We start from the raw sequence: 25,616 nt of genomic DNA, 5'->3' as shown, positions 1-25,616 counted from the left end.
AAAGGCTGCGGGCTGGCATATTCTTCTCTCCATTGCTCAAGCTTGGAGGCCGCCATGCCTGCTCGCCCTCTGATCTTCCGCACGCTCCGCTGGTCGGCCTGGGACGGCTGCGAGGCGGGGCTGGAACACACGGACGTACGCCCCGCCGATGGCGGCCTCACGATCACCGGAATCCTGATCGGCCAAGAGAACGGGGCGGCCTTCGGGCTGCATTACCGGCTGAGGGTGGATTCCACCTGGCGGACGAGGGCGGTCCATCTCCAGACCACGTCCGGACGGGAGCTGGACCTGGAGACCAACGGGCGAGGGAGCTGGATTGAAAACGGCAAACCCCGGCCCGAGCTGCAGGGCTGCATCGACATCGATATCCAGGCGACGCCGCTGACCAACACCCTGCCGATCCGCCGGCTGGAATGGCAGGCCGGAACCGCCGCCGACCTCCGCCTCTGCTACATCGCCGTTCCGGACCTGACCATCTCGCCCCGCACCCAGCGCTACACGGCCCTCGAACCCGGCTCCCTGTACCGGTTCGAAAGTCCTGACAGCGGGTTCATGGCCGAGCTGCCGGTCGACGAGGACGGTTTCGTCATGGACTATCCGGGGCTTTTCCGGCGTCTGCGCTGAGCGCGGTTCGCGCTGTGGCATTGGAGCGCGGCCAAGGCTATGGCGCCCGCTTGAAGTTTCGTGTAAGCCTTTGAAATCAAAGGTAGTTTTTAATAATTCTAAACTAGAAACGATGATTGTCTGCTCCTGCAACATCCTCTCCGACGGCGATGTGAAGGCCTGCCTCAAGCCGGGGCCGGGCTGCCCGCGCACGCCCGCGCAGGTCTACCGGTGCCTGGGCTGCAGTCCCAATTGCGGCCGCTGCGCCCGGACGATCCGGGACATCATGGACAAGGCGCTTGCCGATGCCGGAGCTGCCCCAGTAGCCGCCTGTCAGCGGGGCTGCTGCCCCGCTTCCCTCGAAAAAGTGGCCGCCGAGCCCCATCTTTGAAGAATGTGGGTTTCACCCTAGTTCATAAATCCTCTAATGAAGGACAGACGTTTTCGTCGCCGTTTTGATGTGAGGATAGGATGAAGGGTGATCCGAAGGTTATCGAGTATCTCAATCGTGGCCTGCGCAGCGAGCTGACGGCGGTCAACCAGTACTGGCTGCATTACCGGCTCCTCGACGATTGGGGATACAAGGATCTCGCGAAGACGTGGCGCAAGGAATCCATCGAGGAGATGCACCACGCGGACCGTTTCATCGAGCGCATCATCTTCCTCGAAGGGTTCGCCAACCTGCAGGTGCTCGATCCGCTGCGGATCGGCCAGAACATCCAGGAGATCCTCGAGTCGGACCTCGCTGCCGAGTACGACGCCCGCAACCTCTACGGCGAGGCGGCCGCCTATTGCGACAGCATCGGCGACCGCGTGTCGAAGAACCTCTTCGAGGAGCTGATGGCGGACGAGGAAGGCCACATCGACTTCCTCGAGACCCAGCTCAACCTCGTCGAGCAGGTTGGCGTCGAGCTTTATGCGCAGAAGCACATCGGCGGCCTCGACAGCGATCACTGAGCTCAATCCTGACAGGGCGCATGGATGGCCCGCTCTCGAGCGGGTCATTCTCGTCTAGAGCATTCTTTGGCGACGTGGGATCCGGTTCGCCGGCAGAGAATGCGGAAAGCCAGAGATGTGGGGCGGCCTCGCGTCAACGGAAACAGCTCTAGGCGGGATCCGCCAGCTTCCCGGGCTCATGGATGGAGGCGATGGGGAGTGTCACGATGCGCAGCTCCGGATCGTCGGGATCGATGCGAATGGAGAAACCGAGGCTGCGGCACATGTCGAGCATCGTAGTGTTCTCGCGCAGAACCTGCCCTTCGACTTCGTGCAGGCCCTCCGCCTTCGCCCATTCGATCATGAGGCGCATGAGGATCCATCCGAGGCCAATTCCTTTGAGATCGGAGCGCAGGAGAATGCCGTACTCGCCCGTCTCGTGGTTCGCGTCCGCATGCAGGCGAACCGCGCCCATCATCTCCCCGGTCTGGTCGTCGAAGGCCACGAAGGCGATGGCGCGGGCGTAATCGAGCTGCGTCAGCCGCGCCAGGAAGGTGTGGCTGAAATCGCGGACCGGCGCGAAGAAGCGGAGACGCAGATCCTCCGGCGTGATCTTTTCGAAGAAGCGCCTGAACTCCTCCTCATCCTCCGGCCTGACGGGACGCACGAAAGCCTTGCGTCCGTTGCGCAGGGTGACGGTGCGCTCCCACTCCGCCGGATAGGGCCTGACGGCGAAGCGCGGGTGTCCGCTTCCCTTCTTCACCTCGGGCGCCACGAGGACGCGCGCGTCCACGGCGATCACGCCCATGTGGTCGGCGAGCAGCGGGTTGATGTCGAGCTCGCGCACCTCCGGCACGTCGGCGGCCAGCTGCGCGAGCTTCACGAGGGTGAGCGCGATCGCACGTTCGTCGGCGGCCGGAACATCCCGATAGGCCTTGAGGCGCCGCGACACGCGGGTGTGTGCGATGAGATCGTCCGCGAGCTTCAGATCGAGGGGCGGCAGGGCGAGCGCCCTGTCGTTGATCACCTCCACCGCGGTCCCGCCGCGTCCGAACAGCACGACGGGGCCGAAGGACGGATCGTCCGCGAGACCCGCGATCAGCTCGCGCGCCTTGGCCCGGCGCACCATGGGCTGAACCATGACGCCCGTGATCGAGGCGCCGGGCCGCAGGCGCGCGGCGCGCTCGAAGATATCGGCCGCGGCCTTGCGCACCGATTCTTCCGTCGAGAGATCGAGCTGCACGCCGCCGATATCGGATTTGTGCACGATGTCCGGCGAGAGCACTTTCACCGCCACCCGCCCGCCCTCGGCAAGGACGGGCCGCGCGGCTTCGACCGCCTCGTCCGGAGTCCTGGCCAGGGTCACGGGCGCGGTCGGAATGTCGTAGGCCCTGAGCAGCGCATCGACCTCGAGCGGATTGAGCCAGCGGCGATCCTCGGCCAGGACCCGAGCGACAATGGCGCGGGCGGCCTCCGGGTCCGGCGAGAACTCGTGGGGCAGGTTGTCGGGCGTTTCCATCAGCTCCGTCTGCGCCTCGCGATAGCGCACGAGCTGCATGAAGCCGCGCACCGCGTCGGCTTCGGTCGCATAATGCGGAATCCGCGCCGCCTCGAACACGCGCGCCGAATCCGGGTCCTCTCCGATCCAAGCCGCAAAGACCGGCTTCTGCTGGAAGCCCTTGGCGCGGTGGCGCTTGACCACGTCGGTGACGGTTCTCGCCACGTCGGCCGCGCCCGCGACGGCGGTCGGCACGTTCAGGATGAGGACCGCATCGTTCTCCGGGTCGTCGAGCAGCGCTTCGAGCGCCCCCGCGTAACGCGCCGGTTCCGCATCGCCGATGATGTCCACCGGATTGCTCTGCGACCATGTGGGCGGGAGAATGGCGTTCAGCTTCTTGAACGTCGCCGGCGAGACGCTGGCGAGCGTCCCTCCCATGTCGATGAGCCGGTCCGTTGCGAGGACCCCGACGCCGCCGCCATTGGTGAGCAGCGCAAGGCGGTTGCCGGGGAAGGGCTTCTGCCGCCCGAGCGTCTCGGCCGCCGCGAAGAGCTGGTCGAGATCCAGCACGCGCAGCAGGCCCGCCCTGCGGAAAGCGGCGTCGTACACGGCATCGGAGCCTGCCAGCGCGCCCGTATGCGTCGCCGCCGCTTTCGCGCCCTGCGCATGGCGCCCGGCCTTGATGACCACCACGGGCTTGATGCGGGCGGCGGCCCGCGCCGCCGACATGAACTTCTTCGCGTTCCCGATGGATTCGATGTAGAGCAGGATCGCGCGCGTGCCGGCATCGGCGGAGAAGAAGTCGAGGCAGTCGCTGAAATCCACGTCGATCTTGTCGCCCAGAGATACGATGGCGGAAAAGCCGACCTGCCGCTGCGCGGCCCATTCCACGAGCCCCACGGCCACCGCGCCGGACTGGGAGATGAGCGCGAGGTCTCCCGGCTTGGCGTCGTGGGCGGCGAAACTCGCATTCATGCGCGCCCGAGGGGACAGGACGCCGATGCAGTTCGGCCCGACGATCCGCAGGCCGTAGCGCCTCGCCGCGAGCCTCACCTGCTCGGAGAGGGAATCCGCGCCATGGCCGAGACCGGTGGTGGCGATGATGGCGGCGGCCACCCCTCTCCGGCCCGCATCCTCGATCACGTCGAGCACGTTGCGGGGCGGCACCGCGACGACGACGAGATCGGGCGTTTCCGGCAGCTTGGCGACGGACGCGAAGCATGGCCTTTCCTCGATCTCCCTGTGATGCGGATTGACGGGATAGAGCGCCCCCGCGAACCCGCCCTGGATCAGGTTCCTCAGGAAGGTCAGCCCGAGGGAGCCCGGCCGCGGGCTCGCCCCGACGACGGCGACGGATCGGGGACTGAACAGCGTATCCAGGCGATAGGTGGACATGGGCGATCCTTCGTCTCGCGGGCGGCTTGAAGCAGTTTCCCAAAGCTAACGCCCGGAGACCGGGGGTCAAATGTCCTGGATCAAATCCGCCGAAATGCGGATGTCACTCCGCAGGCACCCGGGTCGGAGGGAAGATGACCTCCACGAGCGTGCCCTCCTTCGGGTTGCTCGCAATCCTCATGGCGCCCCGGTTCGCCTCGACCAGGGCCTTGGTGAGCGGAAGGCCCAGGCCGGTCCCGCCGGGCTTGCGGGAGGTGGCGATCTGCCGGAACGGCTCGAGGGCCGCCTCGACCTCCTCGGGAGTCATGCCGATGCCCGTGTCCCGCACCCGGAACGCCACCTCGCCCCGGTCCGTCGTGGCGGTCGAGACGATTACCTGCCCGCCCGCATCCGTGAACTTGATGGCGTTGGACACGAGGTTGAGCACGATTTGGCGCAAGGAGCGCTCATCGGCCACGACCAGCGGCAACCGGGATGCGAAGCTCGTGCGCACGACGATCCTGTCCCGCATGGCCTGCGGTTGAAGCAGGGTCACGCAGGAGGACACGAGATCGTTGAGGTTGACGCCGGTGAAGGACAATTCGAGCCGACCCGCCTCGACCTTCGCCAGATCGAGCAGATCGTTCACGAGGCTGATCACATGCGATCCGGATGCGTGAACGTCGCGCAGATATTCCTTGTAGCGCTCGTTCCCGATGGGGCCGAAACGCTCCTCCAGCATCACTTCGGCAAAGCCGATGATGGCGTTGAGGGGAGTGCGGATCTCATGGCTGATCTTGGCGAGGAGATCGGATTTCTGAGCGCTTGCCTTTTCCGCCGCCCGTCTCGCGCCGACGAGTTCGCCCTCCGCCTTCTTGAAGGTGGTCATGTCGCGCAGCACGGCACAGAATTTGCGGCTCGCCTCCCCGCCCACCTGACCCATGGTCATGAAGAGCGGAATGGTGCCGCCCTGCCGCTCGCGGCCCAGCACTTCGCGTCCGTCGTTGAGCAGGCCGGCGACGCCCGGCGATTGCAGCCCCTCCAGGTAGTCGAGCACCTCCCTGTGGCTCTCGGGCGCAAGCAGCACCGTGAGGGCGCTGCCCGCCACCTCCCGCTGGTGGTAGCCGAACAGAGCCTCCGCCGAACGGTTGAGGGAGAGGATGCGGCCCGCCTCGTCGAACAGGACCACACCGTCGGTTGCCGTATCGAGGATTGCCTCAAGCTCCTGCACCCGGCCGTCCTGCGCGTGGCGTGAGTTGAACGACCGGCGGATCAGCATGAGCTGCGAAGGCTCGCCGCTCCATTCGACGTCGGACGCGCGCACGGCGACGGCAACAGCCTCACCGTCGCGTGTCGTGAGAGCGAGACCCGCATCGTCCTCTGCCGACGGGTCCAGCGCCGGCGAGCCACGGAACAGCTGCACAAGGCCGCCTTCGCTCATGACCTGTTCGATCGTCCCGTAGCCGGTCATATCGAGCAGGAAGCGATTGGCGAAAAGAATTCTCTCGCCGCGATGAACGAGAATACCCACCGGAAGACGGTCGAGGATCCGGTCGGCATTCTCGGATGCCGCCGGAGCGGCAGGCGGAGTCTGTTCCGGCGCGGTGGCCGATGCTCCCTTATGGGCAGCTTCTTCCGCTGCCACCTCGTCTGAAGGCACGGCCGTTTCGGCGTTCTTTTCCTCCAGCCTTGCTCCCAAGGCGCGGGCAATCTCGCGAAAAGCGTTGCGCTCGGCAGATGACAGGCTGGAGGCGGGCGCGGGACGCGTCTTCCCGGCGGCATCCTGCGCCTGGGATGTCCCGGTCGTTTCCGATGGCGTTTCGACGGGCTTGGCGCTTCCGATCGCTTCGGCCACCCGTTCACGCAGGTGGGCGAACCAGCTCTCGTCTTCCTGAGAAGCGGCTTGCGGTGCGCCCTTATCCTCCGGAGGGGAGAAAGGCAGAGCCGCATCCGTCAGGTACGGCTTGGTCTCCACGCCCGCCGGAAGAGCTCGATCGCCCCTCTCCCGCTTTTCGCTCATGCGCAGGAGACCGAAGCCACGGAACCCATGGAGCTCGCGGCCAGGCCCGAAGACCGGCATGCCGCCCCACTCGACGGGAACCTCCATGGCCTGATCGTCCATCGCCCAATAGACGGTCCGCGCGCTCCACGTCTCACCTTGTGCGAAGCTGCGTGCAACAATCCCCTCGGGATCGGATACGACAGTGCGCGTCAGTTCGTCCCAGGTTCGGCCCACGATGTCTCCTGCCCGCCTTCCGACGGCTTCGGCGAGGGCGGGCGACACATGCGTGAACCGGGCCTCGGCATCGGCCTGCCAGACGAACCGGACGGAAGAGCGCGCCCTCTCCCGCCCGATGGACGCCTGTTCCGCGGACGCGTTCGCGATGTCGGAGCGGACCTCTTCCGCCGCTGTGGAGAGGGAAGGCTCGCTTGGGCGCTCGAAGCCTTGGGGAACAGGTCCGAGGAGCGCCGTCACGAGAACCTCTTCCCCGTCGTCCAGCACCGCGAGACGGCAGGCGCAGGGCACGGGCTGCCAAGTGCGCATCGGGTTGAGGCGCAGACGCTCCAGGCGTGCGCCTTCGCGAGGGGCGCCGCCTGCGGCCAGGATCCGCAGGCGCTCGCGGGCGCGAAGGCCCGGAACGAGCCGCCCCGCCCTGTCCGCGAGAGCCTCGGCCAATCCCTCAGCGGCAGGCGAAGCCCACAGGAGCCTTTCGACGCCGCGATCCCAGACGAGCACGGGGGCTCCGAGCTTGGCCATCAGGCTCAAGCCGGACTCGGCGGCAAGCCGCGCGATCAGCGCCTCGTATGGGTTAGGAGCCCGGTTCATATGGCGGTCTCGTTCCTGCACCGACGTAGAATGACCTTAGTGAAGAGGTTTTAGACGAATGTTGGCAAGGTGGCAGCAGGCTTGGGCTCTTGAATCCTTTTACTTTGAGGTAACCTTAATACTCTGGGCCTGATAGCTGTTGATTTTGCACCGCACAATGTGATATTGCACTGCACAAACGCCAGGCAAGAGGAGCGACCCATGGCAACGAATCCGAATCAGAACTACGAAATTCCGGCTGAAATGCGCGACTTCGCCGAGAAAAGCGTCGAGCAGGCCCGCAAGGCCATCGATGGCTTCCTCAATGCGGCTCAGAAGACTGTCGATACCTTCGAGGGCTCTGCCAACACGGTCCAGGCCAGCGCCAAGGATGCCACCCGCAAGAGCTTCGCCTATGCCGAGCAGAATCTGGCCGCGGCCTTCGACCTCGCCCAGCGGATGGTCCGCGCCAAGGACGTGCAGGAGGCCATGCAGATCCAGGCGGAGTTCGTGCGCAACCAGTTCGAGGCGATGCAGACCCAGATGAAAGAATTCGGCTCGCTTGCCCAGTCTGCCATGAAGCAGCCCGGCTCGAAGAAGTAAGCGCCTTCTCACAGATACCTTCGCGAGGACGTCACGATGACGGAAGCCAAGAAGACCAGGACCCGCAGCGCCAAGAGCGCTCCCAAGCCCGATCTTGTCGAAATGGCAGCAGAACATGCCGCCGGGAGCGCAGAGATCGTGCAGGCCGCAGAACCCGCCCCTGCGGACAGGCTCTCTGCAGATGTCGAGATCCGATCCAAAGACAGCGAGCCTTTGGTCTTCTCCTTCCGCGATCAGGGCGAGGCGATCCGCCAAGCCATGCGCGAAACGGTTGCCGCTTCCGCCAAGGGCGCTCTCGAAGTGAATGAGAAGATCATCCAGGCTCTTCAGGCCCAGGGCGATGCGGCGATCGACCTGTGGCGCGCGGCGATCGAGAATCCCAGGCTCCCGGACAGCTTGAACGCTCAGACCGGAGCGGCGCGCCAAGCCTTCCAGGCGGCCTCATCACAGTGGAAAGATGTCGCGGAAACCACGGCCCGCTGGATGACCAGGAGCGTGGAGCCCCTGCAATCGGCTTTCCTGCGGCAGACCCGCTGATCGCCCGCTATCGAAAATCTGCCTCATGAGTTAAGGCTTGGTCATGACTGGCCAAGCCTTTTTTCATGCTCCCTTCCCTATTCCCGCGGTGATCGCCGTGGTCATTCACGAAGGGAAGGCGCTTCTCGTGCGCAGGGCCAACCCGCCGGATGCGGGCCTCTGGGGCTTTCCGGGCGGCAAGATCGATTTCGGAGAGACGATTGCCGAGGCCGCGGTCCGGGAACTCCTGGAGGAGACAGGCATCGCGGGAGAAGCCCAGGAGATCATCACCACCCTCGACGTCCTCGTGCCCTCCGGGGATGGCGGCATTCGCCAGCATTACATTCTGATCGCCGTCCGCTGCCGTTGGCTTACCGGCACTCCCCTCGCCGGCGACGATGCGCTCGAAGCGTGCTGGTTTCCTACCGCCGACCTCGATCCCGCGGTGCTGCCCATGAGTGCCGATGTGGACGTGATCGCCCGGCGAGCCGAGGCCATGAACCGGCGCGCGGATCGAACCTGAGCTGCATGAGAGGCCGAGAAAAAGCCCTGCCTGAAGAGCAGGGCAAAGTTCTCTTCGTCTCTCAACTCTGGTTTGGAATGTTCAATCCCGCAGCCCTATTGCGGCGAACGGCCGGCTCCAGCAATTCCCGGACGGTTTCATGGTTTACGGGAAGTAAAGATTCATAAGGCGTCAATCATGTTGCCAGGCGGCACAGGCAATCATATTGCATAGGTACTCCTTCCGAGCCTATTTAGCCCGGGACAGGCAATTTATGCCTAGCGTGTTTCGATGCTCAACCCGGACCAACAGTGATGCGTACGTCTGCCCTCCGCCTTCTCGCTGCCACCGCAGCCTTCATTGCCGTCTCGAGCGTCCAGGCGGCCGATCTTCCGTCGCGGTTTTCCCCGGCCCCAGCCTACGACGCCCTGCCGGTCTTCACCTGGAGCGGGTTCTATGCCGGCGTGAATCTCGGCTATGGTCGCAGTTCCGGCGTCAGCCAGTATTACGACCCTGCCTTCAACGTCACCGGCGGCCGCCGCAAGAGCGGCTTCGTTGGCGGTGTCCAGGGCGGCTACAATTATCAGCTCGGCATGTTCGTGGTCGGTGCGGAGGCGGACCTTCAATACGCCGCCATCGGCGACAAGGGAGCAACTTATCTCGGCACCTACTACCGCGGTGAGGAGGAAGGCTATTTCGGCACGGTCCGCGCCCGTGCGGGCCTCGCCGTCGACCGGGCTCTCGTATTCGGCAGCCTCGGCTTCGCCTATGGCGACCTGGGCGGCAACAAGGATCTCGATGCGGCGCTCGGCTACCGCCGTGACGACAGCACCAGCGGCGGCTGGACCCTGGGTGGCGGTCTTGAATACGCGGTCACCGACAACTTCACCGCAAAGCTCGAGGGCCTCTACGTGAACCTCGACACGAGCGACAGCTATTCCCTCGCCGGTCGCGTCAACATCCGCCGGGACACGGAGTTCAGCTTGTTCCGCGCCGGCCTGAACTACAAGTTCAACTGAGCGATCCGGCACTGAATGGAAAAGGGCCCGGTGGTCGCACTGGGCCCTTTTCATGTCAGGACGGCGCATTGAGGCGCCACATCGCGCGATACGGGGTTTCCTCTTCAGGCGAAATTGCTCCGGGACCGCCGCTAAACAGCTTTTAAGGCTTGCCTCCTGTTCAAAGGCACAGCCATAATTCGCCGCACCACCGGCACACGTTCCTCGTCCTCATGCTGAATGAATCCTGAAACCCCGCGGTCGCAGCAGATCTGCCAGCCAATGGACATTAAGAGTGCAGCTATGCGTTTTTGGGACCATTCATGGCTGCGCCAGCTTTTCATCGGCAATCGCGGGTCATCCGGAATTCAATGCGAGCCACATGTCTCGCCCGGCCTCTCGAGCTATGCCCTGGCCATCGTTGAAAGCACGTCCGACTGCGTTTTCTTTCTCGATCCGGACTGGCGCTTCACCTTCTGCAACGCCCGGGCCGCGGCGGAACTGAAGGTCACGGCCGACATCACCGGCAGCCACATATGGGACAGGTTTCCCAGCACGATCGGCACGATCTTCGAGGAGAATTGCCGCCGTGCCATGACCGAGCGCTCGACACGGATCTTCGAGGGGTATCTCGAACCGCTGTCCTCCTGGTACGAGGTGCATGCCACCCCGGCGGGCAGTGATCTCATGGTCGTCTTGCGCAACATCAATGACCGGCGCGCCGCAGCGGAGGCGCTCCGGGCCCGGGAGCAGCAACTCGCCACCGTCGTCGGGCAGACCATGGTGGGCATCCTGCACCGGAACCTGCAAGCGCGGGTGCTGATGGTCAATCAGCGTTTCTGCGATATGGTGGGGCGCAACCGGGAAGAGCTGGACGGCCTCCCGTTGCGGGAGTTCACCCATCCGGAGGACATCGAGCGGAGCACGGCGCTGCTTCACAAGCATCTCGAGAGCGCCGAACCCTTCCAGGTCGAAAAGCGCTATGTGCGCCCCGACGGCACGGCGCTGTGGTGTGCGGTCAATGTTTCCTTCGTCTGCGATGAGACGGGAAAACCCGTATCGACCATTGCGGTCGCAGAAGACATCAACACCCGCAAAATGGCGCAAGAGGAAGCGCGAGAGAGCCAGCGCCAGCTTGCGACCTTCATCGATAATTTGCCGGGCATCGTCTACCAGTGCAGCTCTGCCGCGCCATGGCCCTTCTCCCTCATCAGCGAAGGCGCCGAGGCCCTGACCGGCTACTCCGCCGGCGAGTTCCTGGACGGCGGGATCAGCTGGGGAGACATCATCCATCCAGACGATCGCCCGATGGTCGAGGAGGCTATCCTCGACAGCATCCGCAGCAAACAGGTTTTCGAGATCGTGTACCGCATCAGGACGCGATCCGGCGAAATCCGCTGGATGTCCGATCGTGGACAATGCATCTGCGGTTCTTCCGGCGAGCCCCGCTTCCTCGAAGGGATCATCAGCGATGTCACCGCCCAGAAGGAGGCCGAGGAGAAGATCCTCTGGGCCGCTCACCACGATCACCTGACCCGATTGCCCAATCGCGCCCTTTTTCAAATCCGCCTCAGCAAGGCTCTCGAGCAATCTGCCAGTCGGAATTGCAAGCTCGGACTGGTGATCCTCGACGTGGACCACCTGAAAGAGATCAACGATACGCTCGGCCACGATGCGGGAGACGTGGTTCTGCAAGCGGTCGCCAGTCGTCTGAGTGCCGCCGTGCGCCCCATCGATACCGTTGCCCGCAACGGAGGCGACGAGTTCGCCATCGTCTTTCCCGAGATCGCGAGCGAGCAGGACATCAAGGCACTCATCGCACCGATCCAGGAGCAGTTGCACAAGCCCCTCCTCTATGCGGGGCGTACGCTCGACTGCCGGGCCAGCATCGGCGCCAGCATCTGGCCGGATCATGCCAGCGAAGCCGCCGATCTACTGAAGCAGGCTGATATCGCACTTTACACGGCCAAGGCGACCGGACGAGATAAGGTGATGGTCTTTGAGCCGGCCATGCGCACGGAGGCCCAACGGAAAGCAGAGATGCGCAACAATGCACGGGGGGCGATCGATGCCCGCAGCATCGAGCCGTTCTATCAGCCGAAGGTGCGTCTGAGCTCGGGGGACCTCGCAGGTTTCGAGGCTCTCCTCAGGTGGCGCAACCGGCAGGCGGGCATAGAACTTCCTGCGAGCATCCAGGCGGCCTTCGACGATCCGCACCTTGCCGTGGCCCTGAGCGAGCAGATGCACGACATGGTTTTCGACGACATGCGCCGCTGGCTTCAATCGGGCGTCCCATTCGGCCATGTGGCCATCAACGCATCCGCCGCCGAGTTCAGGGGCATGAACTTTGCCGACCGGGTTCTGGAGCGCCTGCGCAGCACGGAAGTCCCACCCCATTGCCTCGAGATCGAGGTGACGGAGACGGTGTTCCTCGGACGGGGCGCGGAATTCATCGAAATGAATCTGCGTACTCTCAGCGCCGAGGGCGTGAAGATCGCGCTCGACGATTTCGGAACGGGCTACGCCTCACTGTCCCATCTCAAGCAATTCCCGGTCGACATCATCAAGATCGACCGCTCCTTTGTGCATGATCTGGCGAGCAACCCCGACGATCCGGCGATCCTTCAGGCCGTCGTCAGCTTGGGAAAAAGGCTCGGTATCACGACCGTCGCGGAGGGCGTCGAAACAGCCGTGCAGGCAGCCTTCCTGCGCAATCAAGGCTGCGATCTCGGCCAGGGATTCCTCTTCGGAATGGCGAGCCCGAGCAAACTCATTCCCGACCTGGTGGCATCCTGGAATCCCGACCAGTTCAACCTTCCCGAATTGGACACCCTGTTCCTGAAAGACAGGAAGCAGCGGCGATAGCGCATCGTGCGAAAAAGTGGACCCGGGTTGTCGCACCAGACGATGCGCAAGCTAAGAGGAAGAATCGTGCGGCTCCGAAGGGCCGCGTCGGCGAGAAGCGAATCCGGCTTTCCGCCCGCTCGCCTCATTCGCTCCACCTCGTCATCACCGGCCTTGTGCCGGTGATCCCGCTTCGGTGCCCCGTCGCGCTTTTCGGATCGGGATGGCGTGACTGATCCCCGGATCAAGTCCGGAGACGGCCATGACGAGACGCCGTGGGCCCCCTCAGGAGCCCGAGGGCTTTCGCCGGCGCGCGGCCTCGTCCTCGCGCTGTTTGAGCGCGAGCAGGCGCTGGGCCGCTTTTCCACCCGACTCCGACGCATAGAGCCTGTCGTTCAACACCTCGATCTGCCAGCGCTGGAATTCGAGCAGAGCCTTCAGGCCTCTGATATGCGCTCTGAGTTCAAGGGCATCCTGTAGAAGATGTGGTCCATGATTCTTCATGGAGCCAGACCTGACGTTCCTGAGATGAATCATCGCTGAATGTAGATCTTCCAAGGGAGCTCGTGCTCCCATGGGCAAAGGAATTGATGAAATCAGTCTTGCCGACCGGCGAAATGACGCAACAACGGAGCATTCCTCTCAAGGGGAGACGCCCCGTGATCGAGCCCCGCATTCCTGCATGAGCCCGCTGCCCGCAATGGAACTATCTTACATTATGAATGCTCGGGCAAGGCTCATAATGCCGCACGGCCAAGCCCGCGAGGCCCCCTCGCACAGGATCTGCGAAACATCCTTGGCAATTTGACATCCATTTCGAAAGTCGCGGGGAACGTGCTCATGCCGGAGGGGGTGCCACGACGCGGAAGCAGAAAAGAGTCTTGCGCAAATCGGAGGCCGAGGCCTTGCCGCTGCCCGGCGAGCGCGCCGAATCCTCGCTGAAGCCCGGAGCAGGCAGAACGCCGTGTCCGTGAGATGTTAGCGCGCCTTAAAGAATCGAGCGGCTAGGCTTTCTCCACAGAAGATCGCCCCTTCTCCTGCGACATCGGCACCAGGAACGGTCCTTGCGCCGGGCACGTTGCCAGCATGTGTGATACGGCACAGCGGCAGGGGCTCGGACATGGTGATCTTCCGGGCGCCGGGAGGACGGATCGATGAAGGCCTTGGCAACAACATTTCTGCTCAGTGCATTCGGAATCTTTCCGTCCACGGCAGTCGTGCGTGCGGAGGATGCGAATACGCGCGTTGCGTCCATGCCCTATTCCGAATGCCTCTCGATCATTGCCGAGGCGGCGCAGGAACTTGGCGAAGCCCCGGTCGAGACCGTCAGCAACGATGAAGAGACCACCGTCCGGATCAACGCCTCCGACGGGTTCGTCACGGTTTCCTGCAGCCGAGACGGCAAAATGGTGCTGACCAAGAGCTCCGTGCCTGAAGCGGCAGGCATGACGGCGGCCCGTTGAGAATAACTTTTGGCGGCGCATGCACAACAGCCCGGCGGCAATGGGGCCGTCATTCTCCGCAAGCACGCCCGATTCCGCAGAGCGGAGGAGCGCGATTCATCCCAGCATGTTACTTGGATCAGAACGTTGAGGGTTCGCCATAAATCAACGTCTCAGGAAAGCAGCCTTAACCCTGAATCGCCCTTTGAGAAGCAGTGCAAGGATCGCTGCTCCTCGGGAGTGTTGCCGGTGAAGCTGACGGTACTATCGCAGGGCGCTCGCTTGCAGCGTAGCAGTAATAGTTGCGCTGTGTTTTTCGCTGCCGCCGAATTCCGACGCTCGCCCAGATGGTGGAAGCTCCCGTGACTTCGGCGGTGGAATTGGGATCAGCATCGGCGGCTCAGGCACCACCAGTGGCGAAGGGTCGGCGCTCCCGGTCAGACCGGCACCAACCGTCCGGACGCGGGTGATGTGATTGCAGATCCGGCACGCCGGGAGTTCCCGGCGCTCCAGGCCGGAATCCCGACGTCACCATCGTACCGCGGCTGAATGGGCCTCCATGAGTCCCGCCGAAAAGCAGCGCCTGCGCAGAACCTGCGCTGGTGCGCTCGCATCGCCCGACAACTATGAAGCCGACTCGGCGACCCTGTGCCGGCTCATGAGCCGGGTCCCCTCACGATAACAAGGTGCGCGGATGATTGGAGGCGACGGCCCCGCTCATCCATGCCGCCGTCAGGCCACAGAGGCCCGCCATTACCGGAGCGACGAGCGGCCCACATCCTGAATTGCAAGTTGTCCTCAGCCCACGGGAACGGCGCCGTAGTTTCCTGCTGAACGGACGTGCGGAGGAGAAAGCCAGGCTGCCCGCTTCCCGAGCCATTGCTCCGGAAGGCCGGCGTCCAACCTGCGAGGCATGAGCGCCTGCCTGTAAATGGTACAGCCGCCCCGGCTCGAACGGGGGACCCCCAGATCCACAATCTGGTGCTCTAACCAACTGAGCTACGGCTGCACGTGAGGCAGGGTGTAATCGCGCCCGCGAGCAATTTCAAGGCTTCTTTGCGGTCGCAGGGGCAGAAATGATAACGGCGGGCCAGATTGCCCGCCGCATCAAGGGCTTAAGTCGGGAAAACCTTATTCCGCAGAAGCCCCGGCAGCCTTGAGGACCGGAGTCCAGCGAGCCACTTCGCTCTCCACGAGCTTCTGAAGGCCTTCCGGGGTCCGCTCGGCAGCGCTCGGAAGGACGCCGCCGAGTTCCAGCAGGCGCTTCTTGGTGTTCTCGTCGTCGAGGGACTTCACGAGGGCGTCGTTGAGCTTCTTGACGATGTCCGGCGGCGTGCCCTTGGGAGCGAAGACGGCATTCCAGGCGCTGACCTGATAATCGCCGAGGCCCGCCTCCTTCGTGGTGGGCACATCCGGCAGCGCGGGCGAGCGCTCCGGCGTGGCGATGGCATAGGCCTTGATGTTGCCGCCCTGGATCTGCGGCGCGACGTTGACGATCTGATCCGTCATGAAGTCGACGGTGCCGGACATGAGATCGTTCAGGGCCGGACCCGTGCCGCGATAGGCCACCAAGGTGGGCTTGGCGCTAATGATCGAGTCGAACAGGATGCCGGTCGAGTGGGATACGGAGCCGACGCCCGCATGCGCCTGGTTCACCTTGGACGCGTTGGACTTCATGTAGGCGACGAATTCCTTGAGATCCTTGGCCGGAAAATCCTTCTTGGCCACGATCAGGATCGGCGTTCCGGCCGCAAGACCGATGGGAGCGAAGTCCTTGGTCGGATCGTATTTCAGGTTCGGGTACAGGGCGGGCGCAGCGCCATGGGTACCCATGTGGCCCATCATGATCGTGTAGCCGTCGGGCTGAGCCTGCGCGCCGCGGGTGATACCCGTCGTGCCGCCGGCTCCGGCGACGTTCTCGATCACGATCTGCTGACCGAGCGTGCGGGACATGTGGTCGGTGACGATGCGGGCCACGACGTCCGTGGGGCCGCCGGCCGCGAACGGCACGATCATGGTGATCGGCCGGTTCGGATAATCCTGGGCCTGCGCCCCGGTTGCGGCGAGGCCGGCGACAGCGGCCAGAGCCAGTGCGATTTTCTTCATCAAGTTCCTCCCTTTGGAAAGTTATGAGCTTGCATTGTGGGCCGTATGGCCCCGAAGGCAAGCTACTCCGTGAAGACCTCGTCCCTTCCTTTGCGGATCGAGGGTAGAAGCGCGATCACAAGCACGACGGCCGCCACGACGAGCAGGCCGGCGCTGATCGGATGCGTGAGGAAGGTCGTCATGTCGCCGCGCGAGATGATGAGCGCGCGGCGCAAGTTCTCTTCCATCAGCTTGCCGAGCACGAAGCCCAGCAGCATCGGGGCGGGCTCGAAGCCGAACTTGATCAGCATGTAGCCGACGAGGCCGAAGAAGGCGATGAACATCACGTTCGCCGGCAGCGAGTTGATGGAGTAGATGCCGATGCAGCAGAACATCAGGATGGCCGGGAACAGCAGTCGATAGGGTACCTTGAGCAAGCGCACCCACATGCCGACCAGCGGCAGGTTGATGATGAGCAGCATCAGGTTGCCGACCCACATCGAGGCGATCATGCCCCAGAACAGGGTCGGGTTCTTGGTCATTACCTGAGGTCCCGGGATGATGCCGTGAATCGTCATGGCGCCGACCATCAGCGCCATCACCGCATTCGGCGGAATGCCCAGCGTCAGCAGCGGAATGAAGGAGGTCTGAGCCCCCGCGTTGTTGGCCGATTCCGGACCGGCCACGCCCTCGATGGCGCCGCGGCCGAAGCGGCTCGGGTCCTTGGCGAGCTTCTTCTCCAGCGTATAGGCCGCAAACGGCCCGAGCACCGCGCCGTTGCCGGGCAAGATGCCGAGCACCGCCCCGATGAGGGTGCCGCGCAGCACCGGCCGATAGGACTGCTTGAAGTCCTGCCTGTTCGGCAGCAGGCGACCGATGGCCTGGCGCACCACGTCGCGGGTCTCGGTGTGGTCGAGGTTGCGCATGATCTCGGCGATGCCGAAGATGCCCATGGCGAGCACCGCGAAGTCGATGCCGTCGGCCAGGATCGGCAGGCCGAACGTCATGCGCTCCTCACCCGTCTCCAGGTCGAGGCCGACCGTGGACAGCAGCACGCCCACGAGGATCATGGCGATGGCCTTGAGGATAGAGCCGCGCGCCAGAACCACGGCGAAAACCAGGCCCATGACCATGAGCGAGAAGTACTCCGTCGGGCCGAAGATCAGCGCCAGCCCGGTCAGCGGTACTCCGAGCGCCGCAATCACCAGGGTCGCCACCGTGCCGGCGAAGAACGAGCCGATGGCCGCCATGCCGAGCGCCACGCCCGCCCTGCCCTGGCGGGCCATCTGGTGGCCGTCGAGGGCGGTCACCACGGAGGTCGCCTCGCCGGGGATGTTGACCAGGATCGCCGTGGTCGAGCCGCCGTATTGGGCGCCGTAATAGATGCCCGCCAGCATGATGAGCGCGCCGGTGGGATCGAGCCCGAAGGTGATCGGCAGCAGCATGGCGATCGTGGCAATCGGGCCGACACCCGGCAGAACGCCGATGAGCGTGCCGACAAGGCAGCCGAGAAAGGCCAGCCCCACATTCTGCAGGGTCAGGGCGACCGAGAAGCCAAGGCTCAGGTTGGAGACGAAATCACCCATCAGATCCTCCCACCGCTGTGGTCGGCCACATCGACCCGGTTTGACGTCCGGCCGCGCGTCAGCAGGAACACGATGACAGCAGCAACCGCCATGACGGCGGCAGTGGCCCGCAGAATGGCCTTCTGGGACCAATCGGCCGGGAAGAGCCCGGCCAGCGCCTGCGGGAAGATCGGGATCGGCAGGTTGAGCAGGTCGCCGAACAGCACCATGCAGAAGGGCGTCAGGCTCAAGCTGAGAACCACAAGGTCGCGCAGCCGCGCCTCCGGCGTGGCATAGCCGCCGATGAGGATCGCCAGCGGACCGGCCGCGACCAGACCGAGGCCCGGCAGCGCCAGGGGACCGAACGAGAAGTCCCGGATCGTGACCGCGAAGGCGAGGATGCCCGCAATGACGAAGAACGGCCCCCGCACGCTCCAGCGCTCCAGCGGCTCTCCCTCGCGGATGAAGGCAAAGGCGATCAGGGCCAGCCCCGACAGGCCGACGCCGATCGCCAGCCAGCGCGGCAGCATGGCAGGTCCCATGGCGTTCAGCGTGCCCTGATCCAGATCCCTCGTGAGCCACAGCGCCAGAGCCGCAAGAGCAAGCAACAGAATCCCGCCGGCAACCCCTTGCGGTGAGCGAACCGGACCACGGCGCTCGAAAGAACCGGAGCCCTCGCGAGGAGTAGACATGAATTGACCTCCCGACGGACGCTCAATGCGCCCTCATTATGCCGCATGATTTGGCCCAAGCCGCGGGCCGGGATCAAGCTTTGCCTTTCGAATGACCCGGGACTTCTCAACAGATACCCTGGGTTTTCGCCAAGCCGGCCCCACGGAGTGAGGCCGGACGAAGTCCCTTATATGGCACAGGCCCGCCATGGGAAGCTTGGAGGCACCGCTTGATCAGGTGCGCCATGTTGTCTAGATGGTCGCCCTTATAGCCAGGCCGGGCCCCTCTGGTCGCTCATACTTTGGGCGGCGATGTCGGACTGGATGAACCAGGGTGGCCTGGATTCGTTCAAGAAGACGGAAGCGCCCGCATCGGAGACAGGGGCCGGTCCATCCGGCCGCGCCGGTGCGGGTTAGCCATCTCCTCGAGCGTATCGCATGCGCTGCTCTTCAACCGACGAGGCAACGCATGTTTGAGCTCTCTCAGTTTTTTTCACCCGAGGTCGTCGCGTTCCTGATGGTGATCGGCATCGACCTGGCGTTGGCCGGCGACAATGCCATCGTCATCGGCCTTGCCGCGGCCGGCCTGCCCAAGGAGCAGCGCAACAAGGCGATCCTTCTCGGCGTTCTCGCAGCCACCGCCCTGCGCATCTTCTTCGCGCTGATAACGACACAGCTTCTGCAGATCGTGGGCCTGCTCCTGGCCGGCGGCATCCTCCTGCTGTGGGTCTGCTGGAAGATGTGGCGCGAACTGCGCACCACTCACGAGGAGGAAGAGGCGGCGGAAGAGGCGCTGGAAGGCGTCGACATCAACAAGGACGGCACCATTGCCAGCGGAGCGCCCCGCAAGACCTTTTCCCAGGCGGCCTGGCAGATCGTGATCGCCGACGTGTCGATGTCCCTCGACAACGTGCTCGCCGTGGCCGGCGCGGCGCGCGAGCATCCCTACATCCTGGCCTTCGGCCTGCTCCTCTCCATCGCTCTCATGGGAATTGCAGCTTCCTACATCGCCCGCCTGCTCCAGCGCTATCGCTGGATCGCCTATGTGGGTCTGGCGATCATTCTCTATGTGGCGCTCAAGATGATCTACGAGGGCTTCCACGAGATCTATCCCTACGTGAACGGCGCAGTCGGCTGAGGAAATCCGCACTCGGCATCTGTTCGTTACGATTGACGGCGGGGACGCAGGAGGGCAGAGAGCTTAGTTCTCATGTCCTCTTCTCCCCGCCCCTTCTTTTCTCTGGCTGGTCTTCGCTACGGCGCGCGCGCCGCGCTGCCTGCCTTTCCCGGCTTCATCATGTTCGCCACGGCCTTCGGCACGGCGGCGGCCCAGAAGGGCCTGTCCCTTGCCGAGACCGTGGGCCTGAGCATCTTCGTTTATGCCGGTGCCTCCCAGATGGTCGCTCTCGAGATCTGGCAGCAGGTTTGGACGCCTTCGACCATCCTCACCATCATGACGGTGACCGCCGTCGTGAACTCGCGCATGATTCTCCTGGGTGCGACGCTCCAGCCCTGGCTGCGCCATGAGCCCGTGGCCCGCAGCGCGCTCAACCTCTTCCTCCTCACGGAGGCAGGCTGGCTCATCGGCACACGCTACCACGGCGAAGGCGGACGCGACGTCGGCGTTCTCCTGGGAACCGGCCTTATCCTCTGGGCCGTGTGGCAGATTGCGACGATCATCGGCTACTTTGTAGGCGCCCTGGTCCCGCAACCGAGGACCTTCGGGCTCGACCTGGTGATGCCGATCTTCTTCAGCGTGATGCTGGTGCCGCTCTGGAAGGGCATGCGCCCGGCTCTCCCCTGGCTGGTGGCGGGCGTCGTATCCTTCGTCACGCATGCCCTCGTGCCCGGCTATGGCTACATCGTCGCCGGCGCGCTTGCGGGTGTCGTTGCAGGGATGCTGATAAAATGAGCGGATTCGGCGCTTTCATCGCGAGCCCCTGGGGCTCGGCACTCGCCATCGCGGGCATGATGCTCGTCACCTTTCTCTGCCGCATCGCCGGCGTCGTGCTCATGAATCATGTGCGGATCACGCCGCGCATCGAGCGCGGGCTCCGCGCCCTTCCGGGCTCCATCATCCTGGCGACGATCCTGCCGGTCGCGCTCGACGCGGGCTGGCCTGCGCTCGTCGCCCTTGGGGCTGCCGTCACGGTGATGGCGGCAACCCGCATCGACGTTCTCAGCTTGGCGGCGGGCCTAGGCACCCTCTCCGTCATTCGGGCTCTTCTGTGAGCCCCTGAGCCGCAGGCGGATGCGGTACATCAAGCCGTCGCGAATGTTGCGGTAGGCGTCGAGCCGATGTTCGCGCGAGCCCTGGGTGATCGTGGGATCGGGCGTCGGCCAGTACTCCACGTCCGCCGCGATGGTGCGCGTCAATTCGAGCGCGGCATGGTGCGCCTCCGGCGAGAGGGTGATGATGAGATCGAAATTGAGCCCTTCCCACTCCTCCAGCTCTTCAAGCGTCCGCGGCTTGTGCTTGGACGCGTCGATGCCGATCTCGGACATGGTGGAGACCATGAACCCGTCCGTCTCGCCTTTGCGCACGCCAGCGGATTGGACATAGATGGACCTGCCGAAATAGTGGCGCGCGATCGCCTCAGCCATGGGAGAGCGGACTGAGTTCATCGCGCAGACGAACAGAACCGAATGGATCCGCTTCGAGGGCGCTTCCTCCACGCGTCAGCCTTTCCAGTGAAGCGCAAAGATCAGCGTGAACAGGCGGCGCGCCGTGTCAAAATCGACGACGAGCTTTCCATCGAGGCGTTGCCGCAAAAGTTCCGCGGCCTCGTTGTGCAGCCCCCTGCGCCCCATGTCGATGGCTTCGATCTGCGCGGGCGATGCGGAGCGGATGGCCTGATAGTAGCTGTCGCAAATCATCTCATAATCGCGGATGACCCTTCGAAACGGCGTCAGCGAGAGATGATGCGAGACCAGATGCGCTCCGTCCTGCGCCGACACCTCGAAACAGAGCTTCTTCTCGACGAGAGAGATGCGCAAGACATAGGGCCCGCCGTCATAGCTCGGCAGCGCGAAGGAGTTCTCTTCAAGAATGTCGTAAATGGCAATGGCCCGCTCGTGCTCCTGATCGGGGCTGCCGCGGCCGATGGAGGCCTCGTCGAGGGTGACCGCCACGAGGCGGCACCGCTCCTTCGTTCTGCTCGACATTCCGCCTCCGCAAGCCTCACAGGTTCAGGCGGATCGCCACCGACCGCGCATGACCTTCGAGCCCTTCGGCGCGCCCGAGAGCGATGGCTGCGGGGCCGAGGGCCCGCAAGGCCGCAGGGTCGCATTTCAGGATCGAGGACCGCTTCATGAAGTCAAGCACCCCGAGACCGGAGGAAAATCGCGCTGAGCGCGCGGTCGGGAGAACGTGGTTGGGGCCGCCCACGTAATCGCCGATGGCTTCGGGCGTATGGCTGCCGAGGAAGATGGAGCCCGCATTGCGCACGCGCCCTGCCAGCTCCTCCGCATTCTCGGTCTCGATCTCGAGATGCTCGGGGGCAAGGCGGTCGACGAGGGGAATGGCATTCTCGAGCCTGTCGATGAGGATGATGGCGCCGAAATCGCGCCAGCTCGCGCCCGCGATCTCCGCCTTCGGCAGGGTCTCCAGCTGGCGCGCGACGGCCTGCTCGACCGCATCGGCCAGGGAGGCGTTGTCGGTGATGAGGATCGATTGCGCGGCGGGATCGTGCTCGGCCTGGGCCAGCAGGTCGGCCGCGATCCAGTCGGGATTGGCATGGGAATCGGCGAGGATGAGCACCTCCGAGGGGCCCGCGATCATGTCGATGCCCACCTGACCGAACACCCGGCGCTTGGCGGCGGCCACATAGGCGTTGCCGGGGCCGACGATCTTGGCGACGGGCTTCACGGTTTCGGTGCCGTAAGCTAGGGCGGCGACAGCCTGCGCGCCGCCGATGCGGAACACCTCGTCCACCCCCGCCAGACGCGCGGCGGTCAACACGAGCGGATTGGTCTCGCCCCGTGGGGTCGGCACCACCATGGCGATGCGGGGAACGCCCGCGACCTTCGCGGGCACCGCGTTCATGAGAACGGAGGATGGATAGCTCGCCCGCCCGCCCGGGACGTAGAGGCCGACGGACTCGATGGCGGTCCAACGCCAGCCGAGCGTCACGCCGAGGGCGTCGGTCGTCTGGGAATCCTGTGGACGCTGCGCGCGGTGAAAGACCTCGATGCGCTCCTTGGCGAGGGCGAGAGCCTCGAGCGTCTCCTTCGAGCACTGGGCTTCGGCCGCATCGATCTCCTCGTCGGAGATCCGCAGCGTCTCGGGCTGGAGCGCCAAACCGTCGAAACGATACGTGTAGTCGATCAGAGCCTCGTCGCCCCGGACGGCCACATCTTCGATGATGGCGCGCACCGCCTGGTCGACGTCCTCTGACACCTCGCGCTTGGCTGAGAGCAAGGCGGCGAAATCCTTCGGGAATGAGGCGTCCCGCGCATCGAGCCGCTGAACCATCACAAGCGCTCCGCCTGCGGCTGGTCGTCGTGCTCGGGACGGCTTTCCGCGGCCCAGACGGGCCCAATGTCTTTCATCTGCATTTCGATGCACTCCAGGTCCACCTGGATGGCCCCACCCTCGGCAAAGATCAAGGTGGCTGTGCCGGAAGGAGCGTCCCGCTCGTCGAAGGCGATGGCAAGAAGGTTAAGAACGGCATCCTTGTTGGTCTGGTCGACGCCGCGCACGCGCACCGCCTTCACATGCTCGAAATGCATGCAGGTCAGGCGTCTTTGGGGAGTGGCCGCCTCCCAATCGTACCGGAACGTCTGGATTGCGAACCGGCGCTCCTTGGGCAGATAGATGATGTCGCCGACCCGCAGCAGGGAATCCTGCAGGTGAGCCGAGATGACGGCCAGATCTTCCGGGTCGAACGCAACGAGTCTCAGGAGGTCCATGGCTCTCAACCTATGTTAAACTTTGATGTTTAGGTAGAGAGCCCCCACCCTCAGCGCAACCTGCCTCCGCCCGCTCGGCCTCCCCCGACTGGGTTGCGAGCCTGCCGCAGGAACATTGCCCCGACCGCCTCCTATCGCCCTCCTGTCTCCTCCTGGCCATGACCGCTCCTTCGCCACGGCCGAGCCCGGCCCTCCCGGTGAGAAGGGCACAGGCACTCCCATGGCTCGTCATCCCCGGCACAAGGCCGGGGATGACGAGGGGAGCCATCCCTGCGCCGTCAGCCCCGGAGGCGCTCGATCTCGGCCCCGCAGCGGGCGAGCTTGGCCTCCAGCGCCTCGAAGCCGCGATCCAGGTGATAGACACGGTTGATGGTGGTCTCGCCCTCGGCCACGAGGCCGGCGATGACCAGGGACACGGAGGCGCGAAGGTCCGTCGCCATGACGGGTGCGCCCTTCAGCCCCGGAACGCCCTCCACATAGGCGCAGTCGCCGTCGAGGCGGATATGGGCACCGAGGCGGGCCAGTTCCTGCACGTGCATGAAGCGATTCTCGAAGATCGTCTCCCGGATGCGCGACGTGCCGCTGGCGCGGGTCATGAGAGCCATGAACTGGGCCTGCAGGTCCGTCGGGAAGCCTGGGAACGGATCGGTGGTCACGTCCACGGCCTGGATGCCGTTGCCGTTGCGGCGGACGCGAATGCCGCTGTGGGTAGGGGAAATCTCGGCCCCAGCCTGGGCCAGCACGTCGAGAGCGGCCTGTAGATAGTCGGGACGGGTGTTCTCCAGCACCAGGTCGCCCCCGGCCATGGCGACCGCCATGGCATAGGTGCCGGTCTCGATGCGGTCGGGCATCACGTCGTGAGAAGCGCCGTTGAGGCTGGAAACGCCTTCGATCACGATCTCCGAGGTTCCCGCGCCCGTGATCCTGGCGCCCATCTTGACGAGGCATTCGGCCAGATCCACCACCTCGGGCTCACGGGCGGCGTTGCGGATCACGGTCGTGCCCTGGGCGAGGGTCGCCGCCATCAGGGCGACGTGGGTGCCGCCGACAGTCACCTTCGGAAAATCGATCTCGCCTCCCCGAAGCCCCTTGGGAGCGGTGGCGATCACATAGCCGCCCTCGATCTCGATGGCGGCGCCGAGCCTGGCGAGCGCCATGATGAGCAGGTCCACCGGACGGGTGCCGATGGCGCAGCCGCCGGGCATGGAAACCTTGGCGTGGCCGAAACGGGCCACGAGCGGGGCAATGACCCAGAAGCTGGCTCGCATGGTGGAGACCAGCTCATAGGGAGCGCAGGTGTCGATGATGCTCTTGGCCGTCAGACGGATCGTCTGGCCGGTCTCAGAGGACTGGCCGGGCCGGCGGCCCGCGATGGAATGGTCCAGTCCGAAATTGCTCATGATCCGCAGGAGCGAAGAGATGTCCGCGAGCCTCGGCACGTTGCCGAGCTCCAGCGTATCCTCCGTGAGCAGGCTCGCGATCATGAGGGGCAGGGCCGCATTCTTGGCGCCGGAGATCGGGATCAACCCATTGAGAGGCGCGCCGCCCCGGATGCGAATGCGATCCATGAAACTCTGTTCCTTTTTGCTCGATTCAGGCTCACGCTATGCGTGCCCTGCGCATTATAGGCTAGTCGGACGCCTTGTCGCGCTCGGCTCTAACGCTCGAGCTTACGGCTTCGGTTCCGGCCGTGGGCGAAGCAGCCCGGGCGGCCTGCTGACGCCCGCGGGCCTGTGCCTTGCGTTTCCTCAGATTTTCCTTCAAAGCCGCCTTGAGTCGTTCGGCTTTGTCTTGAGTTTTCACGTCAGTCATGGTTCACGCGACCCATCGTCGCCTTTCCCATTAAAGGCTTCGCAAGCGGCTCTCAACCGCAATATCGAAGTTCCGAACTCTGGCCGGGATCGATTTTCCGGCCTTTGACCAGGATCAATGTCGTCTGGCATAATATGCGCAGTATCCCCGGGCATCGCGCTGCCCACCCGGTGAGATGATGGATTATCAAACCTACTTCACATCAGCCCTCGACCGCCTCCAGGCGGAGCGCCGCTATCGTGTCTTTGCCGAGATCGAGCGGCAGGCGGGACATTTTCCCCACGCGACGTGGCACAGCCCCGAGGGTCCGCGCCCCATCACCGTCTGGTGCTCCAACGACTATCTCGGCATGGGCCAGAACCGGGACGTGACCCGCGCGATGGTGGAGACCGCCTGGCGGCTGGGCACCGGCGCGGGCGGCACGCGCAACATCTCCGGCAACAGCCATCC

Annotated in this window: 22 protein-coding genes, 1 tRNA gene and 2 pseudogenes; 13 read left to right on the top strand and 12 right to left on the bottom strand. The window is 64.5% G+C overall.

The window, feature by feature from the left end:
• Positions 1-54 precede the first annotated feature (54 nt).
• From GR328_RS23845 to bfr, 3 genes are all read left to right on the top strand, one after another.
• Positions 55-624 (top strand): putative glycolipid-binding domain-containing protein, encoded by a 570-nt coding sequence (locus GR328_RS23845; protein ID WP_160888162.1) that lies wholly within the window; start codon positions 55-57, stop codon positions 622-624.
• Positions 625-736: 112 nt separating this feature from the next.
• The gene (locus tag GR328_RS23840) at positions 737-994 is read left to right on the top strand and encodes a (2Fe-2S)-binding protein (RefSeq protein ID WP_160888161.1); all 258 of its coding nucleotides are present in this window, start codon (positions 737-739) and stop codon (positions 992-994) included.
• 80 nt (positions 995-1,074) lie between these two features.
• Positions 1,075-1,560, top strand: coding sequence for a bacterioferritin (bfr, locus tag GR328_RS23835; protein ID WP_160888160.1), 486 nt, complete (start codon positions 1,075-1,077; stop codon positions 1,558-1,560).
• Between the two features lie 148 nt (positions 1,561-1,708).
• On the opposite strand, the gene GR328_RS23830 is transcribed toward bfr, so the two are convergent.
• Both GR328_RS23830 and GR328_RS23825 read right to left on the bottom strand, forming a co-directional pair.
• Complete coding sequence (locus GR328_RS23830; RefSeq protein ID WP_160888159.1) at positions 1,709-4,432, bottom strand: bifunctional acetate--CoA ligase family protein/GNAT family N-acetyltransferase; 2,724 nt, start codon at positions 4,430-4,432, stop codon at positions 1,709-1,711.
• A 103-nt stretch (positions 4,433-4,535) separates the two neighbouring features.
• Positions 4,536-7,238 (bottom strand): PAS domain-containing sensor histidine kinase, encoded by a 2,703-nt coding sequence (locus GR328_RS23825; protein ID WP_160888158.1) that lies wholly within the window; start codon positions 7,236-7,238, stop codon positions 4,536-4,538.
• Between the two features lie 201 nt (positions 7,239-7,439).
• Here GR328_RS23825 and GR328_RS23820 point away from each other — a divergent pair.
• From GR328_RS23820 to GR328_RS23800, 5 genes and pseudogenes are all read left to right on the top strand, one after another.
• Positions 7,440-7,802: pseudogene (locus GR328_RS23820) on the top strand (phasin); the annotation flags it as partial.
• 54 nt (positions 7,803-7,856) lie between these two features.
• Positions 7,857-8,357, top strand: coding sequence for a phasin family protein (locus tag GR328_RS23815; protein ID WP_160888156.1), 501 nt, complete (start codon positions 7,857-7,859; stop codon positions 8,355-8,357).
• A 43-nt stretch (positions 8,358-8,400) separates the two neighbouring features.
• The gene (locus GR328_RS23810; RefSeq protein WP_160888155.1) at positions 8,401-8,859 is read left to right on the top strand and encodes an NUDIX hydrolase; all 459 of its coding nucleotides are present in this window, start codon (positions 8,401-8,403) and stop codon (positions 8,857-8,859) included.
• A gap of 293 nt (positions 8,860-9,152) precedes the next feature.
• On the top strand, positions 9,153-9,857 hold the full coding sequence (locus GR328_RS23805) for an outer membrane protein (RefSeq protein WP_160888154.1): 705 nt from the start codon (positions 9,153-9,155) through the stop codon (positions 9,855-9,857).
• A 282-nt stretch (positions 9,858-10,139) separates the two neighbouring features.
• Positions 10,140-12,701 carry a sensor domain-containing protein gene (locus tag GR328_RS23800; protein WP_160888153.1) on the top strand — a complete coding sequence of 854 codons (2,562 nt, stop codon included), beginning with the start codon at positions 10,140-10,142 and terminating at the stop codon, positions 12,699-12,701.
• A 264-nt stretch (positions 12,702-12,965) separates the two neighbouring features.
• Here GR328_RS23800 and GR328_RS23795 read toward each other — a convergent pair whose 3' ends face one another.
• Complete coding sequence (locus GR328_RS23795) at positions 12,966-13,184, bottom strand: hypothetical protein (protein ID WP_160888152.1); 219 nt, start codon at positions 13,182-13,184, stop codon at positions 12,966-12,968.
• A gap of 659 nt (positions 13,185-13,843) precedes the next feature.
• Between GR328_RS23795 and GR328_RS23790 the strand changes: the two genes are divergently transcribed.
• On the top strand, positions 13,844-14,143 hold the full coding sequence (locus GR328_RS23790; protein ID WP_160888151.1) for a hypothetical protein: 300 nt from the start codon (positions 13,844-13,846) through the stop codon (positions 14,141-14,143).
• Between the two features lie 911 nt (positions 14,144-15,054).
• Here GR328_RS23790 and GR328_RS23785 read toward each other — a convergent pair.
• From GR328_RS23785 to GR328_RS23770, 4 genes are all read right to left on the bottom strand, one after another.
• Positions 15,055-15,131 (bottom strand) — tRNA-His (locus GR328_RS23785).
• 122 nt (positions 15,132-15,253) lie between these two features.
• Positions 15,254-16,228, bottom strand: coding sequence for a tripartite tricarboxylate transporter substrate binding protein BugD (locus tag GR328_RS23780; protein WP_160888150.1), 975 nt, complete (start codon positions 16,226-16,228; stop codon positions 15,254-15,256).
• A gap of 62 nt (positions 16,229-16,290) precedes the next feature.
• Positions 16,291-17,793, bottom strand: coding sequence for a tripartite tricarboxylate transporter permease (locus tag GR328_RS23775; protein ID WP_160888149.1), 1,503 nt, complete (start codon positions 17,791-17,793; stop codon positions 16,291-16,293).
• Entirely contained in the window at positions 17,793-18,464 is a 672-nt protein-coding gene (locus GR328_RS23770) for a tripartite tricarboxylate transporter TctB family protein (protein ID WP_160888148.1), read from the bottom strand. The genes GR328_RS23775 and GR328_RS23770 overlap by 1 nt, the downstream gene beginning before the upstream one ends.
• Positions 18,465-18,912: 448 nt before the next feature.
• Between GR328_RS23770 and GR328_RS23765 the strand changes: the two genes are divergently transcribed.
• From GR328_RS23765 to GR328_RS23755, 3 genes are all read left to right on the top strand, one after another.
• Positions 18,913-19,581 (top strand): TerC family protein, encoded by a 669-nt coding sequence (locus GR328_RS23765; RefSeq protein WP_160888147.1) that lies wholly within the window; start codon positions 18,913-18,915, stop codon positions 19,579-19,581.
• Positions 19,582-19,653: 72 nt separating this feature from the next.
• A complete protein-coding gene (locus GR328_RS23760; protein ID WP_160888146.1) occupies positions 19,654-20,355 on the top strand; it encodes an AzlC family ABC transporter permease in 702 nt (233 codons plus the stop codon).
• The gene (locus GR328_RS23755) at positions 20,352-20,675 is read left to right on the top strand and encodes an AzlD family protein (RefSeq protein WP_160888145.1); all 324 of its coding nucleotides are present in this window, start codon (positions 20,352-20,354) and stop codon (positions 20,673-20,675) included. The genes GR328_RS23760 and GR328_RS23755 overlap by 4 nt, the downstream gene beginning before the upstream one ends.
• Here GR328_RS23755 and GR328_RS23750 read toward each other — a convergent pair.
• From GR328_RS23750 to murA, 5 genes are all read right to left on the bottom strand, one after another.
• Complete coding sequence (locus GR328_RS23750; RefSeq protein WP_343039470.1) at positions 20,640-21,119, bottom strand: arsenate-mycothiol transferase ArsC; 480 nt, start codon at positions 21,117-21,119, stop codon at positions 20,640-20,642. The two genes, GR328_RS23755 and GR328_RS23750, sit on opposite strands and share 36 nt — an antisense overlap.
• 3 nt (positions 21,120-21,122) lie before the next feature.
• The gene (locus GR328_RS23745) at positions 21,123-21,608 is read right to left on the bottom strand and encodes a UPF0262 family protein (protein WP_160888144.1); all 486 of its coding nucleotides are present in this window, start codon (positions 21,606-21,608) and stop codon (positions 21,123-21,125) included.
• A gap of 16 nt (positions 21,609-21,624) precedes the next feature.
• Positions 21,625-22,917 (bottom strand): histidinol dehydrogenase, encoded by a 1,293-nt coding sequence (gene hisD / locus GR328_RS23740; protein ID WP_160888143.1) that lies wholly within the window; start codon positions 22,915-22,917, stop codon positions 21,625-21,627.
• Positions 22,917-23,354, bottom strand: coding sequence for a DUF2948 family protein (locus GR328_RS23735; protein ID WP_160888142.1), 438 nt, complete (start codon positions 23,352-23,354; stop codon positions 22,917-22,919). The genes hisD and GR328_RS23735 overlap by 1 nt, the downstream gene beginning before the upstream one ends.
• Before the next feature lie 278 nt (positions 23,355-23,632).
• Positions 23,633-24,922 carry a UDP-N-acetylglucosamine 1-carboxyvinyltransferase gene (murA, locus tag GR328_RS23730; protein ID WP_160888141.1) on the bottom strand — a complete coding sequence of 430 codons (1,290 nt, stop codon included), beginning with the start codon at positions 24,920-24,922 and terminating at the stop codon, positions 23,633-23,635.
• A gap of 422 nt (positions 24,923-25,344) precedes the next feature.
• Here murA and GR328_RS23725 point away from each other — a divergent pair.
• A pseudogene (locus GR328_RS23725) lies at positions 25,345-25,616 on the top strand (5-aminolevulinate synthase); the annotation flags it as partial.

It is taken from the genome of Microvirga makkahensis (assembly GCF_009830105.1).
Lineage (GTDB): Bacteria > Pseudomonadota > Alphaproteobacteria > Rhizobiales > Beijerinckiaceae > Microvirga > Microvirga makkahensis.
Note: the sequence above shows the minus strand (reverse complement) of the source record. Positions and strands in the feature narration are given on the sequence as shown.

Bases quoted from the DNA above. Each gene is read 5' to 3' on its own strand.
- GR328_RS23845 (WP_160888162.1), top strand. From the start codon at position 55: ATGCCTGCTCGCCCTCTGATCTTCCGCACGCTCCGCTGGTCGGCCTGG.
- GR328_RS23840 (WP_160888161.1), top strand. From the start codon at position 737: ATGATTGTCTGCTCCTGCAACATCCTCTCCGACGGCGATGTGAAGGCC.
- bfr (WP_160888160.1), top strand. From the start codon at position 1,075: ATGAAGGGTGATCCGAAGGTTATCGAGTATCTCAATCGTGGCCTGCGC.
- GR328_RS23830 (WP_160888159.1), bottom strand. From the start codon at position 4,432: ATGTCCACCTATCGCCTGGATACGCTGTTCAGTCCCCGATCCGTCGCC.
- GR328_RS23825 (WP_160888158.1), bottom strand. From the start codon at position 7,238: ATGAACCGGGCTCCTAACCCATACGAGGCGCTGATCGCGCGGCTTGCC.
- GR328_RS23815 (WP_160888156.1), top strand. From the start codon at position 7,857: ATGACGGAAGCCAAGAAGACCAGGACCCGCAGCGCCAAGAGCGCTCCC.
- GR328_RS23810 (WP_160888155.1), top strand. From the start codon at position 8,401: ATGACTGGCCAAGCCTTTTTTCATGCTCCCTTCCCTATTCCCGCGGTG.
- GR328_RS23805 (WP_160888154.1), top strand. From the start codon at position 9,153: ATGCGTACGTCTGCCCTCCGCCTTCTCGCTGCCACCGCAGCCTTCATT.
- GR328_RS23800 (WP_160888153.1), top strand. From the start codon at position 10,140: ATGCGTTTTTGGGACCATTCATGGCTGCGCCAGCTTTTCATCGGCAAT.
- GR328_RS23795 (WP_160888152.1), bottom strand. From the start codon at position 13,184: ATGAAGAATCATGGACCACATCTTCTACAGGATGCCCTTGAACTCAGA.
- GR328_RS23780 (WP_160888150.1), bottom strand. From the start codon at position 16,228: ATGAAGAAAATCGCACTGGCTCTGGCCGCTGTCGCCGGCCTCGCCGCA.
- GR328_RS23775 (WP_160888149.1), bottom strand. From the start codon at position 17,793: ATGGGTGATTTCGTCTCCAACCTGAGCCTTGGCTTCTCGGTCGCCCTG.
- GR328_RS23770 (WP_160888148.1), bottom strand. From the start codon at position 18,464: ATGTCTACTCCTCGCGAGGGCTCCGGTTCTTTCGAGCGCCGTGGTCCG.
- GR328_RS23765 (WP_160888147.1), top strand. From the start codon at position 18,913: ATGTTTGAGCTCTCTCAGTTTTTTTCACCCGAGGTCGTCGCGTTCCTG.
- GR328_RS23760 (WP_160888146.1), top strand. From the start codon at position 19,654: ATGTCCTCTTCTCCCCGCCCCTTCTTTTCTCTGGCTGGTCTTCGCTAC.
- GR328_RS23755 (WP_160888145.1), top strand. From the start codon at position 20,352: ATGAGCGGATTCGGCGCTTTCATCGCGAGCCCCTGGGGCTCGGCACTC.
- GR328_RS23745 (WP_160888144.1), bottom strand. From the start codon at position 21,608: ATGTCGAGCAGAACGAAGGAGCGGTGCCGCCTCGTGGCGGTCACCCTC.
- hisD (WP_160888143.1), bottom strand. From the start codon at position 22,917: ATGGTTCAGCGGCTCGATGCGCGGGACGCCTCATTCCCGAAGGATTTC.
- GR328_RS23735 (WP_160888142.1), bottom strand. From the start codon at position 23,354: ATGGACCTCCTGAGACTCGTTGCGTTCGACCCGGAAGATCTGGCCGTC.
- murA (WP_160888141.1), bottom strand. From the start codon at position 24,922: ATGGATCGCATTCGCATCCGGGGCGGCGCGCCTCTCAATGGGTTGATC.